The organism is Microbacterium sp. SORGH_AS_0428 (genome assembly GCF_031453615.1).
Classification (GTDB): Bacteria; Actinomycetota; Actinomycetes; order Actinomycetales; family Microbacteriaceae; genus Microbacterium.
In genome coordinates this window covers 506,722-525,064 of the sequence record NZ_JAVIZT010000001.1, presented here as the reverse complement: position 1 = coordinate 525,064, position 18,343 = coordinate 506,722, and the positions used below count along the sequence as shown (strand labels likewise).

Here is an 18,343-nt window from a genome sequence, read left to right as displayed (position 1 = left end):
GAGCGGATGAGTCTGACGACCGTCACCGCAGGCGAGCGGATGCTGCTCGCGAAGACCGCTTCGCGCCAGATCGCACGGCTCTCGGACGCACAGAAGAGTCGCCTGCTCGATGGCATCGCCGACGCGCTGGAGGCGGCGACGGACGAGATCGTCGCGGCCAACGGCGAGGACCTCGATCGCGGGCGCGAGCAGGGTCTCTCCGCTGCGCTGCTGGACCGGCTGAGCCTCGACGTCGCACGCGTACGCGCTCTGGCGCAGGCCGTGCGCGAGGTCGCGCAGCTGCCGGATCCCGTCGGACGCCTGCTCGAGGAGAAGACCCTCGAGAACGGGCTGAACCTTCAGAAGATCTCGGTCCCCTTCGGCGTGGTCGGCTCCATCTACGAAGCGCGGCCCAACGTGACCGTCGACATCGCTGCGCTCGCGCTGCGATCCGGCAACGCGGTCGTGCTGCGCGGCGGAACCGCCGCCGAGCTCAGCAATGCGGCCCTCGTGCGGGCGATGCGTGCTGCGCTGGCGGATGAAGGCGTCGATCCGGAGGCGATCCAGACGCTCGACGCCTTCGGGCGCGCCGGAGCCACCGAGCTCATGCATGCCCGCGGCGTCGTGGACGTGCTCGTCCCCCGGGGCAGCGCGCAGCTCATCGAGACGGTCGTGACCGAGTCCACCGTGCCCGTCATCGAGACCGGTGCCGGCGTCGTGCACGTGTACCTCGACGAGAGCGCGCCGCTGGAGCGGGCCGAGACGATCGTGGTGAACGCCAAGGCGCAGCGTCCCAGCGTCTGCAACGCCGCCGAGACGGTGCTGGTGCACCGGGGCGCGGCGGAGCGTGTCGTCGGGCCGGTGGTGGCGGCCCTGCAGCAGGCCGGTGTGACGGTGCACGGTGACGAGACGGTGGCGCAGCTCGCGCCCGACGTCGTCCCCGCCGACGAGCAGGACTGGCAGACGGAGTATCTGAGTCTCGACATCGCGATGCGCGTGGTCGACGACCTGGATGCGGCACTCGACCACATCCGTCGCTACTCGACGCACCACACCGAGTCGATCATCACGGACGACGAGGTCAGCGCCGAGCGCTTCCTCGCCGAGGTGGATTCCGCGGTCGTGATGGCGAACGCATCCACGCGCTTCACCGACGGCGGCGAATTCGGTTTCGGCGCGGAAGTGGGCATCTCCACCCAGAAGCTCCACGCCCGTGGGCCCATGGGACTCCGGGAGCTCACGAGCTCCAAGTGGGTCGTCCGCGGCTCCGGGCAGGTACGCGGCTGACAGACTAAGCTGGGAGCGCCCGTGCGCCCCACCGATCGATCGGAGAACCGATGAGCCTCGCCCCCTTCCTCACCCTTGTCGCCGAGGAGGCCGAGCACCACGGTAACGTCGCCGCGGAGACCGTCGGATACGGGATCCTCGCGCTCCTCGTCTTCACCGCCCTCGCGCTCGTGACCCTGTCGTATCGCAACGTCGCCAACCGTCACGCGCACAAGGCCGAGGCGTACGCCAAGAAGCACGCCGCAGATCTCGAGCCGCGCGGACACGGCCACTGACTCTCGGGCAGATGAGTGCAGGTCGAGCGCCGCGCATCGGGGTGATGGGCGGCACCTTCGACCCGGTTCATCACGGACACCTCGTCGCGGCGAGCGAAGTCGCCGCATCCTTCGACCTCGACGAGGTCATCTTCGTCCCCACGGGCGAGCCATGGCAGAAGTCGCAGGTCACCGAGAGCGAGCATCGCTATCTCATGACGGTGATCGCGACCGCCTCGAACCCCGACTTCAGCGTGAGCAGGGTCGACATCGACCGCTCCGGGCCGACGTACACGATCGACACCCTCCGGGACCTGCAGGCGCAGCGTCCCGATGCCGAGCTCTTCTTCATCACGGGTGCCGACGCCGTGGCGCAGATTCTCAGCTGGAGGGACCATGATGAACTGTGGGACCTCGCCCATTTCGTGGCGGTCTCCCGGCCCGGGCACCCGTTATCGGCGGCTGGTCTGCCGAGCAAGAACGTGAGTCTGCTCGAGATCCCGGCCCTGGCCATCTCTTCGACGGACTGTCGGAACCGCGTGCACAACGGACAACCGGTGTGGTACCTCGTTCCGGACGGAGTCGTCCAGTACATTGCGAAGCATCACCTCTACCGGAGTAAGGCATGAGCAACCCTGACCAGCCCAGCACTCCGCCGCTGACCCGGCGCCAGATGCGCGACCTGCGCAACACCGGATCGACCCCGATCCAGAACCCGCAGGACGCTCCCGCGAGCGAACCCGAGCCGAAGCCGGAGCCGGCCGCCCCGCTTCCGCGCGCCGCCGCGCCGGCCGTCGTCCCGCCCGCCCCCCGCGCGGATGCCAGCGTCGACCTGGGCGTCTCGCCTCTCACCCGCCGCCAGGCGCGTGAGCAGGAGCGCATCCGCACCGCGTCGGTGCCGGTCATCACCCCCGACACCGCCGCGCAGGCACAGGCGCCGACGGTGAAGCCTGCCGACGAGGACTCGTCGGCTCCGGAGACCGGCGGCATGACGGCGCTGTTCACCCCCAGCGCGGATGAGCGGCCAGCCGACGAGACTCCGCTGGCCACGGCCGAGGCGGCCCTTGCGGACGAGCCCGCGCCCGTGGTGTCGCCGCAGCTCGGCTCCGCGCTGCTCGAAGGCGGCGTCCCCGAAGTCGCGCTTCCGCCCTCGTTCGACCACCTTCTGACGCGAGAGGGCTCGACGGGCAGCATCGCGACACCGAACGCCCTGATCCTCTCGCAGACGCCGTCGGCGGACGCGTTCACCTCGCCCATCGCGGCGACCGGCGAGGTGCTCATCACCGGCACCTTCGCGTTGCCGGAGGGGCTCGGTTCGCGCGGGCACGCGCCCGGCACCACCGACGGCAAGGAGGCCGACGCGGTTCTCGTCGACGGCGAGCTGCCGCCCGCATCCTCTCCCACCCCCATCGCGGCCAGCGCCGCCATCAGCACCATCAAGAGCGCGGACGAGATCATCCGTCCGCCGGCGCCCGAGAAGGGCAGCCGGCTCATGCTCGTGCTCGCCATCACCGCCGGGGCGCTCGCGCTCGCGCTGGTGGGCGTGCTGGTGTTCGCCGTTTCGACAGGACTCTTCTCATGACCCTCACCGACGCATCCGTCGAGGTGCTGCAGATCGCCGCGCGCGCCGCCGACGCGAAGGGCGGCGAGGACCTCGTGGCCCTCGACGTCTCGGAGCCGCTGCCGCTCGTCGACATCTTCCTGCTCGTCACGGGGCGCAACGAGCGCAATGTGGCAGCCATCGCCGACGAGATCGAGGAGCAGCTGCTCGAGCACGGAGTCAAGCGTCTGCGTCGCGAGGGTCGCGAGGAATCGCGCTGGATCCTGCTCGACTTCGGCGACCTGGTCGTGCACGTCTTCCACGAGCAGGAGCGCGTCTTCTACGGCCTCGAGCGTCTGTGGAAGGACTGCCCGACCGTGCCCATCGACCTGCCGGTGCCGACGCGCCCGGAGTGACCGGGCTGATTTCGCTCACGACTCATCCGTGTTGTAAGCTGAATGAGTTGCCCGGACGGGTGACAGAGGGCCTGTGGCGCAGCTGGTAGCGCACCTGCATGGCATGCAGGGGGTCAGGGGTTCGAGTCCCCTCAGGTCCACCAACACGAACGAAGGCCTCCGCGAAGCGGGGGCCTTCAGTCATTTCCGGGCAGCGTTGCTCGCATCGTATGTCGACGCCGGTCGCTCGGATAACGAACCGGTCACGGTGCACCGGTGCGGATGACAGGTTGTGCAGCGGAATCGACCGATCATGCGCAAACCCGGACCGGCCACTTCCTCGGTGACAGCCTCGAAGAAGCACCAGACCGCCCTGAACGGACTCTCGGTACCCGTCCGAGAGTCCCGCAGTCGCGGAGATCGGCGGTGCGGCCCCAGAGGCGGGGCCAGCATTCGCGCGCATGGCGCGTGCGGGTGTCGTCGATGACGAAAGGGAAATGCCAATGAAGGCTCTGCCACGCAAGCAGATCGCCGTGATCACCGGATTCGGGCTCGCCATCGCCCTGACCGGTTGCACGTTCGGCGACGCTGACTCGTCCACGTACAAGACCCGCGAGGTCTCGGACGGCACCACGGACTTCGTGGTCGTCGAGAACCCGCGCGGCGGAAAGACGCTGTCGTACTCCGCCGAGGGTCCCATCGAGCTCCTCGAGGTCAAGGACGACGGCGCGACCTACGCGTTCAAGGACATGAACGGCAACGGCGAGCTCGACACGTGGGAGGACTGGCGCCTCGACTCCAAGGAGCGCGCTGCCGCCCTCGCCGACGAGATGTCGATCGAGCAGATCGCCGGTCTCATGCTGGTGAGCTCCCACGAGCGCAGCCCGGGTGACGGACTCACCGAGGCGCAGGAGACGTATCTCTCCGAGTCGAACCTGCGCAACGTCCTCAACGCCGCCGGCAGCAACGTCGACGAGACGGTGCCGTGGGTCAACCAGATGCAGGCCTACGTCGAGACGCTGGCGACCGACGGCACACCGTACGTGCCGGTGAACTTCAGCTCCGACCCCCGCTCGACCGCCGGCTCCGGTGGATACAACGCCGATGGTGCCGACATCTCGCGCTGGCCGTCCAGCCTCGGGCTCGCGGCGACCTTCGACGCGTCGCACACCGAGGAGTTCGGTGAGATGGCGTCCGCGGAGTACCGTGCGCTGGGCATCGCGACCGCCCTCAGCCCGCAGATCGACCTCGCCACGGAGCCTCGCTGGCTGCGCGTCGCGGGCACGTTCGGTGAGGACGTCGCCCAGAACGAGGAGCTCGCCGCGGCGTACGTCCGCGGGTTCCAGGGAACCGGCGGCGAAGACACGTGGGGCTCCGAGTCGGTCAACGCCATGATCAAGCACTGGGCGGGCGACGGGCCCGGCGAGGGCGGCCGCGAGTCTCACACCGAGGCCGGCAAGTACGGCGTGTACCCCGGCGGAAACCTGTCCGAGCACACCGAGGGCTTCCTCGGATCGCTCGACTCCGCGGCGGTGATGACCGCGTACTCGATCGCGCTCGATGAGAACGGCGAGCCGCTCTTCGACGACCGCACGGGAACGGCGTACGACGCCGGCCGCATGGCCATCCTCCGCGAGGAGAACGGCTACGACGGCGTCGTGGTCACCGACTGGGGCGTCATGACGGGCGTCAACGACCCGGATGCCTTCATCGCGATGGCGTGGGGTGCCGAAGACCTCACCCCGGCCGAGCGCTACGTGAAGGTCCTGGAGACCGGTCACGACATGTTCGGCGGCGTCAACGACGCGACGCACATCCTCGAGGCCGCCGACCTGTGGCAGCAGGAGTTCGAGGCGGGCGAGCAGGAGATCGACGCGGAGACCCGCTTCCGTGAGTCCGGCGCCCGCATCCTGACGCTCATGCTGAACCCGGGACTCTACGAGAACCCGTTCGTCGACATCGAGGAGTCCAAGAAGATCCTCGCGAGCGACGACAAGGTGAAGGCGGGCTACGACGCGCAGCTCGACTCCGTCGTCATGCTCAAGAACAACGGTGAGACCGTTGCCGCGGCCGACGCCGAGGACTGGTCGGACAAGACGGTCTACATCCCGCGTTCCTACAACGTCGGGATCGCCGGCGCCTTCGGTCCGGCGGAGTACAAGGAGTACGCCGGCATCGATCTCGAGGTCGCCGAGGAGTACTTCGGCACTGTCCTGACCGACGAGGTCGTGCTCGATGAGAACGAGCAGGTCGTCAGCTACACGGCTCCCGACCTCAGCGATGTCGACCTGGTGCTCGTGGGCCTGAACAGCCCCGACAACGGCGGCACCTTCACCAACGCGGGTCGTGACCCGGAGACGAAGGAGTTCTACCCGCTCTCGCTGCAGTACCGCCCCTACACGGCGGACGGCGAGAACGTGCGCCAGACTTCGATCAGCGGTGACCTGCTGGCCGACGGCAGCAAGGAGAACCGTTCGTACTACGGCAAGACGTCCAAGGTGCTGAACGAGTCCGACCTCGACGCCTTCGAGCGTGCCCGCGACGCCATCGCGGCGTCCGGCAAGGACATCCCGCTCATCACGGTGCTCAAGGCGAGCAACGCGACCATCCCGGCCGAGTTCGAGGCCGACTCCGACGCACTCATCGTCGGGTTCGGAACGAGCGACGCGGCGCTGCTGGACGTGGCGCTGGGCCTGCACGAGCCCAAGGGTCGTCTGCCCATCCAGTTCCCCGCGAACATGGACACGGTGGAGGCGCAGCTCGAGGACGTCGCGAAGGACATGACGCCCTACACCGACGCCGACGGCAACGCGTACGACTACGGCTTCGGCCTCAACTACTCCGGGGTGATCTCGGAGTGAGAACCCGGATGCGGTCGGCGGCCGATGTCGCCGACCGCATCCGACACCATGCGCACCCGAGCCGATCCTTCGCGCCCAGGTGAGCAGCACAGCAGGACCCGGGCGGTGGAAGCGCCCGGGAGGAACACAAAAGGAGCAGACATGAACACCACCAAGATGCGCGCAGCGGTCCTCGCGACCCTCATCGCCGCCACCGGCACCTTCGGGCTCGCCGCGTGCTCGTCGGGCGACACCGCCCCCGCCACGTCTCAGAACCAGGCGGCCGACGTGGACGTGGCCGACGACCTGACCACGGCCCGTCAGGCCGTCGAGGACGCGCTCTCCGAGAACGCGAACCTCACGCAGATCATGCTCGCCGGCGACGTCAAGCAGCCGACCGAGAAGTACGGTCTGCTCGTCATGCCCTTCGTCAAGTCCGAGGCCGCCGAGCGCGTGACCGGCACGGTCAACGTGAAGGACGGCAAGTACGTCATCGAGGCCGTCTCGGCCGAGTCGGGCACGACCTACCAGATCGACCAGGACGGCACCATCTCCGAGGCCTCCAACTGATATCCGGCTCCACCCGGCGGCTCAGCCGCCGGGTGGGCTGTCCGATAACGCGTCACACCACCGAAGGAGAACCGTCGTGAACGCACGCCCATCCTCGGGCGCCGCGGCCGTGAAGGCCCGAATGTCCAACAAGAAGTACCTGGCGATCTGGATCCCGATCCTCGCCCTCGTGACGATCCTCACGGTCGTCGTCAACGTCGCGCTCAACGTCGCGACCGGATGGGTGGCGTCGCAGCTCGGATCCGGCACCTACACGTTCACCAACTCGGAGGAGTCCGAGGGGTGGGACACCGAGTACTACTCGGCCGACTATGCCTCCCTCGACGAGGTGGATGCGGCCGCGCTGGAGCTCGTCGAGCAGATCGGCGCCGGCGGCATCGTGCTCGCAAAGAACGATGCTGCGGCCCTGCCGCTGGCGGGTGGCGCACAGGTGACGATGTTCGGTCGCGCGGCCGCCGATCCCGTCTACGGCGGCTCCGGTTCGGGCTCGGTCGACACCAACTCCGCGATCACCGCACGTCAGGGCATCGAGAACGCCGGCTTCGGTGTGAACGACGCCGTGTACGGCGCCATCGAGAGCTTCGCCGCGGAGAACCCGCGCGGTCACATCGAGATGGACCGCCCTGACATCTCCACGTACAACATCGGCGAGATGCCGGTGGGGCAGTACGAGGCGCAGGCGGGCACGTTCGGGCAGTTCAACGACGCGGCCATCGTGTTCATCGGCCGGCCCGGCGGCGAGGGCGGCGACCTGACCCAGGACATGTCGGCGTGGGATGACAACGCCGAGCCCGGTCAGCACCAGCTCGAGCTCAACAAGGACGAGCGCGACATGATCGCCCTCGCTCAGGCCAACTTCGAGAAGGTCGTCGTCGTCGTGAACGCCTCGACCACGCTCGAGCTCGGTGACCTGCAGCGCGACGCGGACATCGACGCCGTGCTGCTGGCGGGTTCGCCCGGTGCGACCGCGTTCAACGCGCTCGGACGCATCCTCTCGGGCGAGGTGAATCCCTCCGGTCGCACCGTCGACCTCTGGGCGGACGACTTCACGGCGGACCCGACGTTCGCCAACTTCGGCAACTTCATCTACGACAACGTCGCCCCGTCGTATCCGGTTCCCGTGACCGAGAGCGCGACCTCGAACGCCACGGTCACCGACGAGGCGCCCTTCGTCAACTACGCAGAGGGCATCTACTTCGGCTACCGCTACTACGAGACCGCCGCGGTCGAGGGCTTCATCGACTACGACCAGGCCGTCGTCTACCCGTTCGGCTACGGACTGAGCTACACCGACTTCGCGTGGGCGATCACCGGCACCGAGGCGGGCGAGATGGATGGCAGCATCGCGGTCACCGTGGACGTCACCAACACCGGCTCGGTCGCCGGCCGCGACGTGGTGCAGCTCTACTACTCGGCCCCCTACACGCCGGGCGGCATCGAGAAGTCTGCCGTCGTGCTCGGCGGCTTCGCCAAGACCGGAGTGATCGAGCCCGGCGCGAGCGAGCAGGTGACGATCGAGGTCGCCGTCGAGGACATGGCCTCGTACGACTACCTGAACGAGCGCGCCTACGTGCTCGAGGCGGGGGAGTACGAGCTCACCGTCCGGACAGACTCGCACACCGTCGCCGCAGGGACCGAGCCCGTGCGCTACACGGTCGCCGAGGACGTCGTCTACTCCGGTGACGATCACCGCTCCTCCGACCTGACCGAGGTCACGAACCAGTTCGACGACGTGTCGGCCCAGTTCACCACCGACGGCGAGGCGGGCAAGATCCCCGTGTTCTCGCGTGCCGACTTCGCGGGCACCTTCCCGACCGCTCCGACGGGCGACATGCTCGTGGCGGACGAGGCGGTCGCCGCAGGGTTCGACGCGTGGGATGCCGACGCCGAGGCTGAGGCGTTCGAGGGCGAGATGCCCGCCACGGGCGCCGCATCCGACCTGTCCCTGATCGACATGCGCGGTCTCGCGAAGGACGACCCGAAGTGGGACGAGCTGCTCGACTCGCTGAGCGTCGGCGACATGTCGGCGATGCTCCTGAACGGCGCGTACCAGACGGCGGCGATCGGTTCGATCGGAAAGCCCCAGACGCTCGAGCCGGACGGCCCCGCGGGGTTCTCCTCCTTCATCAACTCCGCGATCAACGGCACCGCCTACCCGTCCGAGGTGCTCATCGCACAGACGTGGGATGTGGAGCTGGGTCGCGCGATGGGTGTGATGCTCGGCAATGAGGCGATCTTCAAGAACATCAACGGCTGGTACGCCCCGGCGGTCAACCTGCATCGCTCGCCGTTCGGCGGACGCAACTTCGAGTACTACTCCGAGGACCCCGTGCTCTCGGGCGAGTTGCTCACGGCTGTCGCGAACGGTGTCGGCACGAAGGGTGTCTACACGCTCATCAAGCACTATGCGATGAACGAGCAGGAGACGAACCGTGTCAACAACGGTCTCGCCACCTGGGCGAACGAGCAGGCGATCCGGGAGATCTACCTGAAGCCCTTCGAGATCGGTGTCAAGAACATCTCCATGGAGGTCACCTACCTCGCCGACGATCAGGGAACGCTGGACACCACGACGATCGGCGCCGCGGGCATCATGAGCTCGTTCAACCGCATCGGCTCGCATTGGGCGGGTGGCTCCGAGGCGCTCATGGACACGGTTCTGCGGGGGGAGTGGGGCTTCGAGGGCTTCGCCATCTCGGACTTCAACCTCTACCCGTACATGAACCCCAACGAGGGCATCGCCGGCGGCACCGACCTGATGCTGACCTTCCAGCCCTCCAAGTCGTTCAACGACTCGAGCTCGGCCAAGGCCGTGACGGACATCCGTCAGGCGACTCACAACATCCTGTTCACGGTCGCCAACTCGAACGCGATGAACGGCCTCGCTCCTGGCGCGACCGTCGCCTACACGCCGCCGGCGTGGGTCGTCTGGCAGATCGTCATCACGTCGGTGATGGGACTGCTGATCCTGGGAGCCGTCGTCATGGTCGTGCTGCGCGTGCGTCGTCACCGTCGCAGCACCGTGACGGCCGGATGAGCCGTGGTCGCCGGGCCGGAGAATCTGCTCGCCGGCCCGGCGGCCACTCACCCCTTCCGCGCTCGACGCGCGACGCGAACGACCAAGAAAGACCCATTGTGAAAGACACCCCCTCGCTCGTGGCGAGTCTCTCGCTGCTCGAGAAAGCGGCCCTGCTGAGCGGCGCCAACACGTGGCAGACGCGAGCGATCGAACGCGTCGCGCTGCCGCCCGTGTGGCTTGCTGACGGCCCTCACGGTGTGCGCAAGCAGGTCGGTTCCGCCGACCACCTCGGCATCAACGGCTCGGAACCGGCCACGTGCTTCCCGACCGCCGCCACGATCGCCGGCAGCTGGGACGACGAGCTGGCCGAGCAGATCGGTGCGGCCCTCGGCCGCGAAGCATCCTCGCAGGGCGTCGGCGTGCTGCTCGGGCCGGGTCTCAACATCAAGCGCAGCCCTCTCGGCGGCCGCAGCTTCGAGTACTTCTCCGAAGACCCCGAGCTCGCAGGCCGACTGGCCGCCGCGTACGTGCGCGGCATCCAGTCCGAGGGAGTGGCGGCCACCCCCAAGCACTTCGCGGTCAACAGCCAGGAGCTGCGCCGCATGGTCAGCGACTCCGTCGTCGATGAGCGCACGCTGCGCGAGATCTACCTGACCGCTTTCGAGATCGTCGTCCGCGAGGCAGCCCCCTGGGCGATCATGTCCTCCTACAACCTCGTCAACGGCGTCTACGCCCACGAGAACGCCCATCTGCTGACGGAGATCCTCCGTGAGGAGTGGGGCTTCGACGGTGCCGTGATCTCCGACTGGGGCGGCTCCAACGATGCGGTCGCCGCGGTCGCCGCCGGCGCCGCGCTGGAGATGCCCTCGCCGGGCTTCGACTCCGCGCGCGAGATCGTGGCTGCGGTCGAGTCGGGACGGCTCGCGGTGACGGACCTGGACGCCCGCGTCGCGGAGCTGATCGACCTGGTGCGACGCGTGACCGCGCGCGCGGCCGCGATCGTCGATCTCCCCGCGCATCACGCGCTCGCTCGTCGGGCCGCCGCGGAGTCCACCGTGCTGCTGCGCAATGAAGGCGACCTGCTGCCGCTCGCGGCCGGGACCAAGGTGGCTCTCGTCGGTGCGTTCGCCACCGCGCCCCGCTACCAGGGCGCCGGATCCTCGCTCGTGAATCCCACGACGTTGCCCACACTCGCCGGCGTCCTGCCGGACTCGACCCTCGACGTCGTGGGCGTCGCGGAGGGATTCCGCCGCGACGGTCGCGCCGACGAGGCGCTTCGTGCGGAGGCTCTGACGCTCGCCGGACGCGCGGATGTCGTGGTGCTGAGCCTCGGCCTCCCCGAGATCGCCGAGTCGGAGGGGATGGACCGCGCGACTCTCGATCTGCCGGACGAGCAGGTTCGCCTGCTGCGCGACGTGCACCGGGTGAACCCCCGAACAGTCGTGCTGATCAGTGCCGGAGGCGTGGTCTCGATGCCGTGGGCGACGGATACCGCCGCGCTGCTGCACACATACCTGGGCGGCCAGGCGGGCGCCGAGGCTGTCGTGGATGTGCTCACCGGCACCGTGGATCCCGGCGGGCGACTGGCCGAGACGATGCCCCGCGCCCTCGAGGACACCCCCACGGCCGAGACGTTCCCGAGCGCCGCGCGCACCGCGGAGTACCGCGAAGGGCCGTTCGTCGGCTACCGGCACTACGACACGTTCGGCGTGCCGGTCGACTTCCCGTTCGGCTACGGCTTGAGCTACACGAGATTCGCCTACTCCGATCTCGTCGTGGATGCCGACGGCGCCGAGGTCACGGTCACCAACACCGGGGCTCGCGCCGGGAGCGATGTGGTCCAGATGTATGTCGGACGCACCGGGGGCAGCGCGCTCGCGCGTCCCCGTCGCGAGCTGAAGGGCTACGCGAAGGTGCGACTGGAGCCCGGCCAGTCGCTCCGCGTCGCGCTGCCGTTCGGTGAGCGCACCTTCCGTGTCTTCGACGTCGCGACCAACACGTGGATCGTCGAGCGCGGCACGTACGAGATCGCGGTCGGCGCACACGTGGAAGCCCTGGATCTCACGGCGACCGTCGAGCGCGACGGTGTGGCGCTCACGGGTGCCGCGCACGCGGGTGGGGGCGCGGCCGCGACCGATGCCGAGTTCGCAGCGCTTCTCGGGCGCTCTGTCCCCGACCCGCGCTGGCCCGCCGGCCCGCTAGGGGAGAACGACCCCATGGATCGGCTGGCCGAGGCGCGCAGTCCGCTCGGGCGGCTCGGCTTCCGCATCCTCGACGGACGCCGTCGCAAGGCGGAAGACGCGGGCACGCCCGATCTGAACGTGCTGTTCCTGCTGAACGGCCCGTTCCGGGTGATCTCCAAGATGAGCGGCGGGCTCGCCACCCGCCGGCTCACCGGAGCCGTGCTGACGCTCGTGAACGGGCAGACGCTGCGCGGGCTCGGGCGCGTGATCGCCGCCTACTTCGGTGGTCGACGCGATGAGAAGGCGACGAAGAAGGCGTTCGACGCCGCCGCAGGGAACAGGAGTGCACGATGATCACCGCCATCTCGAAGTGGTGGGGTCGATTCCAGACCTCACGTCCGGAACTGTCGAAGTTCATCATGTTCCTGCTGCTGTCCAACGGCGTCACCGTGCTGCAGCTGGCGCTCATGCCGATCTTCCGCTGGGCCTTCGCGAGTTTCACCGGTCTCACGGACGTCGGTTTCCAGGTGCTGCCCGTCGGATCGAACGTCGACGGCAGCCAGTACTACATGTTCGACTACGCGGCCGGCGCGCTTCCTGCCGGCGGAGGCGGGCTGGCGTACTTCCTGGCGGTGCAGATCACGCTCCTCATCGCGCAGGTCATCAACTTCTTCCTGCAGCGCAACATCACCTTCAAGTCCAACACCTCGGTGTGGGTCGCAGCCGGCTGGTACACGGTCGCTTACGTGGCGATCACCTTCATCGCCGCCGCGGCGCAAGGCTTCTACAAGGCCCCGATCTACGACTTCTTCATGGTGACGCTCGGCTGGGGATCGAGCGGATCCGTGGTGGCGGACGTTCTGACGATGATCATCAACGCCGCGATCTCGTTCTGGGTCTTCTACCCGATCTTCAAGGTGATCTTCCGCCAGGTGCCGACGGAGATCGAGGTGGTGGCGGAGCCCGGCGACAAGGTCGAGCGATGACCGACCGCCCGCCGGTGGTGCCGGCGCTGTCCATCGTGGTTCCGGCGTACAACGCCGCGGACTATCTGGGGCGTGCGCTGTCGGAGCTCGACGCGGTCGCCGGCGTCGAGGTGATCGTCGTCGACGACGGCTCGACGGATGCCACCGGGGTGCTCGCGGACGACTGGGCCGCGCGGCGCCCCGCATCCCGGCGGGTGATCCACCAGCCCAACCGCGGGCACGGCGGGGCCATCACCACGGGGCTGGCCGACGCGCGCGGTGCGTTCGTGAAGATCCTGGATGCGGACGACTGGCTCGACATCCCCTCGCTCGCGCTCCTGGTGCGCGAACTCGTCGCTCTCGAGGGCGCGGACGTGGATGCGGTGTTCACGGACTTCGTGCACGAACGGGTCGGAAAGTCGGCGCGTGCGGCTCGTTTCGACTCGGTGTTCCCGTCCGACGGCGTGTTCGAGTGGGCGGAAACGGAACGGTTCGGGCGCCGTCATGTGCTGATGATGCACGCGATCGTGTACCGGACGGACCTCGTGCGCGCGAGCGGGCTGCGCCTGCCCGAGCACACGTTCTACGTCGACAACCTCTACGTCGTGACGCCGTTGGCGCGGGTGCGTCGGATGCGGTATCTGCCGATCCCGCTCTACCGCTACCACGTGGGCCGGCCGGGGCAGTCCGTGGCCCCGGAGGTCATGGTGCGGCGTGTGGAACAGCAGCTGCGGGTGAACAGGCTGGCTCTCGCCGCGCTTCCCTCCCCGCACGCGGTCGCGCGCGGCGAGGTGCCGGCGCAGCTGTACCGGGCGCTTCTGCACCACGTGGAGGGGGTGTGCGCGGTCACGAGCGCGACGCTGGCCCGTGCCGGGACCGCGGGTCACCTCGTCGAGCGCGATCGCTTCTGGCGAGAGGTGCGCGCGGAGAACCCCTGGCTGTACACGCGGATGCGTCGCAGTCTTCTCGGGGCGGTGAGCAACCTCCCCGGCCAGGCGGGCCGCCGCGCGACGAGCCTCGCGTACGACTGGGCCCGTCGCGTCGTCGGGTTCAGCTGAGGCGAGCCGCGGTTTCCGCACGTGAACGGCGTCCCGTCTACGATCGAGGGGGAGACCGGCCGACCCCGCGGCCGGCTCGTCATCATCGCCGTGCGCCCAGCCTTCCGTCGCCGCGCGCGGTGCCGGACGGAGGGTGCCTCGGTGTCATCGCCCCTGCTGACGGTGGCCGTGCCCGCCTACAACTGCGCGGCGTTCCTCGGTCGAGCTCTCGCCGCGCTCTGCGCGAGCGACGCGCGCGTGGAGGTCGTCATCGTGGACGACGGCTCGACGGACGCCACCGGGCTGCTCGCCGCGTCGTACGCGCACACGTACCCCGACCGGATCCGTGTGGTGCACCAGGTCAACGGCGGGCACGGAGCGGCGATCGACACCGGCGTCGCCCACGCGCGGGGTCTCTACGTCAAGGTGCTCGACGCCGACGACTGGCTGTCGTCCGCCGCTCTCGTACGGGTGCTCGACGTGCTCGAGCGGGTGGAGGAGTCGGGCGGGGTCGACGCGCTGTTCACCGATTTCGTGCACGATCGCGTCGGCAAAGTGCCGCGCCCGACCCGTTTCGACACCGTCTTCCCGGCCGATCGCGTCTTCGGTTGGGAGGACACGCAGCGCTTCGCGCGTCGGCAATACCTCATGATGCACGCCGTCATCTACCGCACGGCACTGCTGCGTGAGGTGGGTCCGCACCTGCCGCGTCACACGTTCTACGTCGACAGCCTGTACGTCCTGCGTCCGCTCGCGCGCGTGCGCCGCATGTACTACCTGCCCGTCACGCTGTACCACTACTACATCGGCCGTGCGGGCCAGTCGGTCGCCCCGGAGGTCATGCTCGCCCGCGTCGATCAGCAGCTGCGTGTGAACCGGCTCGCGCTCGAGACGCTGCCGAGCGTCGAGGACGTGCGGGCCGGACGGGTGCCGGCACAGCTCTACGCCGCGCAACTGCACTACGTCCGCGCGCTCTGCGCCACCGTCAGCGCCACTCTCGCGCTGGGTGGCACGGCGCAGCACCTCGCGGTGCGCCGAGCCTTCTGGCGGGAGGTCAAGCGGGAGAGTCCCCGCATCCACGGCCATCTGCGGCGGAGCCTCGTCTGCGCAGGGAGCAACCTGCCGGGATACGCCGGGCGGCACGTGACGAGGGCCGCGTATCACCTCGCCCGACGCTACGTCGGCTTCAGTTGAGACCAGACCGGGAAGGAGACAGAGCATGATCCGCATCGGCGTGGTCGAGGACGATCCGGCAAGCATCGACCGCCTGCTGTCGCACCTGGATCGGTTCCAGCGCGAGCACGGCGAACGCTTCCACATCGGAGCGTTCCGCGACGGGCGCGACATCATCGAGGACTACCGCCCCGACTGGGACATCCTGCTGCTGGACATCCAGATGGCGCGTGTCGACGGCATGACGGCCGCTCGACGCATCCGCGAGGTCGACAGCGAGGTGCTCATCGTCTTCGTGACCGCGTCGCCGCAGTACGCGGTGAGCGGCTACGAGGTGGATGCCCTGAGCTACCTGCTCAAGCCCGTCTCCTACCCGGTCTTCGCCCAGGAGCTCGGACGCTGTCTCGTGCGCCTGCGTCGGCGGGAACGCCGGCACATGCTCTTCACCGCGGCCGACGGGGACCGGCACCGCCTCGACATCGCCGACGTCCTGTACCTGGAGAGCGCGAAGCACAACGTCCTGATCCACACGCTCGACGGCGACTACACCGTGGCGACGTCGCTGAAGGCGATGGAGGGGGAGCTGGAGGGCGAGGACTTCTTCCGCTGCAACAGCGGCTACCTCGTGAACCTCCGCCACGTGACCGGGGTGGAGGGCAACGACTGCCGCATCCGCGGCGGGGTGCGGCTGCAGATCAGCCGACCGCGGAAGAAGGACTTCCTCGCCGCCCTGGCCGGCTACATCGGCACGCGCGGTATCACGGCATGAACGAGCTCTACGTCGCCGACATCCCCCGTAGCTTCACGGCCGTCGCGGAATGGGGCGCCTGTTTCGTCTTCGTGCTGATCGTGGCGCGGCGGGCGAGCTGGTGGATCACCGCGGCCGCGTCCGCCGCGGGACTTCTGGCGCTGCTGGTCGTGCAGGAAGCGGCGGGGCGCCTCTCGCTCGCGTTGTGGATCCCGGGGATGCTGGCCGCCGTGCTGGTGATGTTCGCGATGTTGTATGCGACACTCCGCGTCTCGCCGGTGACCGCGGGCTACCTCACGGCCCGGGCCTTCGTGCTGGCCGAGCTCACCGCATCCATCAACTGGCAGCTCGACCGGTTCTACCTGGATGCGCCCGCCGAGGTGAAGGCCGCGATGACGGTCGTGATCTACGGCGGGATGCTGGGGCTCGCGTGGCTCGCCGAGCGGCGTCACCTGGTGCGAGGAGAGGTCGTCGAGGTGGGCTATGCCGATCTCGTCGCCGCGCTCTCGATCGCGACCGCGACGTTCATCATCTCCAATCTCAGCTTCGTGACCACCGCGACGCCGTTCAGCGGCCGCATCGGTCACGAGATCCTGTACATCCGCACCCTCGTGGACCTGTGCGGCTACATCGCGCTCTACGTGCAGCACGAGGTGCGTCGTGGTTTCCAGGCGCGGCGCGAAGCGGACGCGATGGCGAGGTTGCTGACCAGTCAGCACCAGCAGTACGAGATGTCGCGGCGCACGATCGACGAGGTCAACCGCAAGTACCACGACATGAAGCACCACCTCGATGCGATCCGCGCCGAGCAGGACCCGCAGTCGCGCCTGCGCATCCTGGACGACCTCGAGACGTCGATCCGCGACTACGCGACGCAGGTCCGCACCGGCAACGACGTGCTCGACGCTGTGCTGACGGCCAAGCTCATGTACGCCAGGGAGCAGAGCATCCACGTCGCCACCGTCGCCGATGGGCGGCTGCTGGCGGGACTGCGACCGCTGGACATCACCGCGATCGCGGGCAACGCGCTCGACAACGCGTTCGAGGCGACGGCGCGACTTCCCGAGTCGCAGCGGATGGTGAAGTTCTCGCTCTTCGCGCACGACGACTTCGTGATGCTGCGAGTGGAGAACACCTTCGACGGGCATCTGCGTCGACGCGACGGTCGTATCGTCACGCGCAAGGTCGGCGACGGGCACGGATACGGGCTGCGCAACATCGAGGCGGCAGCGGAGACCTATGGCGGATCGGTGTCGGTCGACGGGGGTGCCGAGTGGTTCTCGCTCCGGGTGCTGCTTCCTCGGGACGTCGCCGCTGCGGCGCGCTGAATCGCCGGTTCAGGCGGCCGACGCCGAGTGGATGTGGGCGAGCAACTGCTCGCGCAGCGGCTCCGCCCGTCGAGTGAACGCTCGCTGTTCGGCGACGTAGACGGCCTTGCCCTCTGCCGTTTCCACGGCGACGGGCTCGTAGCCCCAGGCGCGCAGATCGTAGGGCGAGGCGCGCATGTCGAGCGCCCGGATGTCGCGGGCGAGTTCGAATGCGTCCAGCAGGGTGTCGCCGGGCACGAGCGGACCGAGCTTGACCGCCCATTTGTAGAGGTCCATGCCCGCGTGCAGGCAGCCCGGCTGCTCGTGGGCCGCCTGGGTGTCGCGCGCGAGCGGCGCACGGTTGCGGGGCACCGCATCGTCGGTGAAGAAGCGGAAGGCGTCGAAATGCGTACACCGCAGCTCGTGCGACTCGACCACGGCGTCCGTGCCCGTCGATCCCAGCCGCAACGGCACCGCATGGCGTGGTGCCGGAGAACGGTAGAGCATCGCCCACTCGTGCATCCCGAAGCAGCCGTACTGCGCGCTGCGCCCACGGGTGCCTTTCAGAATCGCGGCGACACCGGTCAGCAGCAGGCGCTTCTCGGCGGCGAAGGCGCGCGCATCGACACGCACGCAGCCGTTCTCGCCGCGGGCGTACCAGCGCCATTCGGCACGAGCCTCGTGCGCCGCATCAGCCAGCGCATACGCCGTGCCCGGATGCCAGCGACGCAACAGCGCCGGTTTGTAGCCGTAATAGGTGAACAGGAAGTCCTCGACCGGGTGCGTCCGGCCCCGAGCGGCCCGGTCGCGACGTCCGGCAGTGAGTGCGTCGGCCCGCTCGGCGTGACGCTGTTCACGTCCGTGCCAATCGTCGCGCTCGAGCGTGATCGCCGGCACGTCCACGGAGGCTGTCGATCTCGCACGGGATCGAGCAGTGTCGACGGGTTTCCTGGCGCCGCGCGTGCCGATGGCGAGCGGAAACCGATTTCCCGAGGACATCTGCCCTCCCTTCTTGCTGCGCCATCGTCCATTCTGGCGCCTCGACA

At 68.7% G+C, this 18,343-nt stretch carries 15 protein-coding genes and 1 tRNA gene; 15 read left to right on the top strand and 1 reads right to left on the bottom strand.

The annotated features are described in order from the left end of the window. Positions 1 to 6: 6 nt before the first annotated feature. From QE374_RS02615 to QE374_RS02545, 15 genes are all read left to right on the top strand, one after another. Positions 7 to 1,266: a glutamate-5-semialdehyde dehydrogenase gene (locus QE374_RS02615; RefSeq protein ID WP_309731932.1), complete on the top strand. Its 1,260-nt coding sequence runs from the start codon at positions 7 to 9 to the stop codon at positions 1,264 to 1,266. Between the two features lie 50 nt (positions 1,267 to 1,316). Continuing rightward, positions 1,317 to 1,541 carry a hypothetical protein gene (locus QE374_RS02610; protein WP_307318542.1) on the top strand — a complete coding sequence of 75 codons (225 nt, stop codon included), beginning with the start codon at positions 1,317 to 1,319 and terminating at the stop codon, positions 1,539 to 1,541. A gap of 11 nt (positions 1,542 to 1,552) precedes the next feature. Continuing rightward, positions 1,553 to 2,149: a nicotinate-nucleotide adenylyltransferase gene (gene nadD / locus QE374_RS02605; protein WP_234073027.1), complete on the top strand. Its 597-nt coding sequence runs from the start codon at positions 1,553 to 1,555 to the stop codon at positions 2,147 to 2,149. Further along, a complete protein-coding gene (locus QE374_RS02600) occupies positions 2,146 to 3,102 on the top strand; it encodes a hypothetical protein (RefSeq protein ID WP_309731925.1) in 957 nt (318 codons plus the stop codon). The genes nadD and QE374_RS02600 overlap by 4 nt, the downstream gene beginning before the upstream one ends. Then, positions 3,099 to 3,476, top strand: coding sequence for a ribosome silencing factor (rsfS, locus tag QE374_RS02595; protein ID WP_137416807.1), 378 nt, complete (start codon positions 3,099 to 3,101; stop codon positions 3,474 to 3,476). The genes QE374_RS02600 and rsfS overlap by 4 nt, the downstream gene beginning before the upstream one ends. Positions 3,477 to 3,543: 67 nt before the next feature. Further along, positions 3,544 to 3,619, top strand: a tRNA-Ala gene (locus QE374_RS02590). Between the two features lie 339 nt (positions 3,620 to 3,958). After that, positions 3,959 to 6,316 (top strand): glycoside hydrolase family 3 N-terminal domain-containing protein, encoded by a 2,358-nt coding sequence (locus tag QE374_RS02585; RefSeq protein WP_309731923.1) that lies wholly within the window; start codon positions 3,959 to 3,961, stop codon positions 6,314 to 6,316. Positions 6,317 to 6,457: 141 nt separating this feature from the next. Further along, a complete protein-coding gene (locus QE374_RS02580; protein WP_309731921.1) occupies positions 6,458 to 6,865 on the top strand; it encodes a hypothetical protein in 408 nt (135 codons plus the stop codon). Between the two features lie 76 nt (positions 6,866 to 6,941). Then, the gene (locus tag QE374_RS02575; protein WP_309731919.1) at positions 6,942 to 9,902 is read left to right on the top strand and encodes a glycoside hydrolase family 3 C-terminal domain-containing protein; all 2,961 of its coding nucleotides are present in this window, start codon (positions 6,942 to 6,944) and stop codon (positions 9,900 to 9,902) included. A gap of 98 nt (positions 9,903 to 10,000) precedes the next feature. Further along, positions 10,001 to 12,421, top strand: a complete 2,421-nt coding sequence (locus QE374_RS02570) for a glycoside hydrolase family 3 C-terminal domain-containing protein (RefSeq protein WP_309731917.1) — start codon at positions 10,001 to 10,003, stop codon at positions 12,419 to 12,421. Then, positions 12,418 to 13,053, top strand: coding sequence for a hypothetical protein (locus QE374_RS02565; RefSeq protein WP_309731915.1), 636 nt, complete (start codon positions 12,418 to 12,420; stop codon positions 13,051 to 13,053). Before QE374_RS02570 ends, QE374_RS02565 begins: the two co-directional genes overlap by 4 nt. After that, entirely contained in the window at positions 13,050 to 14,090 is a 1,041-nt protein-coding gene (locus QE374_RS02560) for a glycosyltransferase family A protein (protein ID WP_309731913.1), read from the top strand. The genes QE374_RS02565 and QE374_RS02560 overlap by 4 nt, the downstream gene beginning before the upstream one ends. Before the next feature lie 141 nt (positions 14,091 to 14,231). After that, positions 14,232 to 15,263 (top strand): glycosyltransferase family A protein, encoded by a 1,032-nt coding sequence (locus QE374_RS02555; RefSeq protein ID WP_309731911.1) that lies wholly within the window; start codon positions 14,232 to 14,234, stop codon positions 15,261 to 15,263. Between the two features lie 25 nt (positions 15,264 to 15,288). Beyond that, positions 15,289 to 16,011: a LytTR family DNA-binding domain-containing protein gene (locus QE374_RS02550; protein WP_309731909.1), complete on the top strand. Its 723-nt coding sequence runs from the start codon at positions 15,289 to 15,291 to the stop codon at positions 16,009 to 16,011. Next, positions 16,008 to 17,318 (top strand): GHKL domain-containing protein, encoded by a 1,311-nt coding sequence (locus QE374_RS02545; RefSeq protein ID WP_309731907.1) that lies wholly within the window; start codon positions 16,008 to 16,010, stop codon positions 17,316 to 17,318. The genes QE374_RS02550 and QE374_RS02545 overlap by 4 nt, the downstream gene beginning before the upstream one ends. Positions 17,319 to 17,327: 9 nt before the next feature. Here QE374_RS02545 and QE374_RS02540 read toward each other — a convergent pair whose 3' ends face one another. Beyond that, positions 17,328 to 18,194: a 3-methyladenine DNA glycosylase gene (locus QE374_RS02540; RefSeq protein WP_309736581.1), complete on the bottom strand. Its 867-nt coding sequence runs from the start codon at positions 18,192 to 18,194 to the stop codon at positions 17,328 to 17,330. Positions 18,195 to 18,343: the final 149 nt, after the last annotated feature.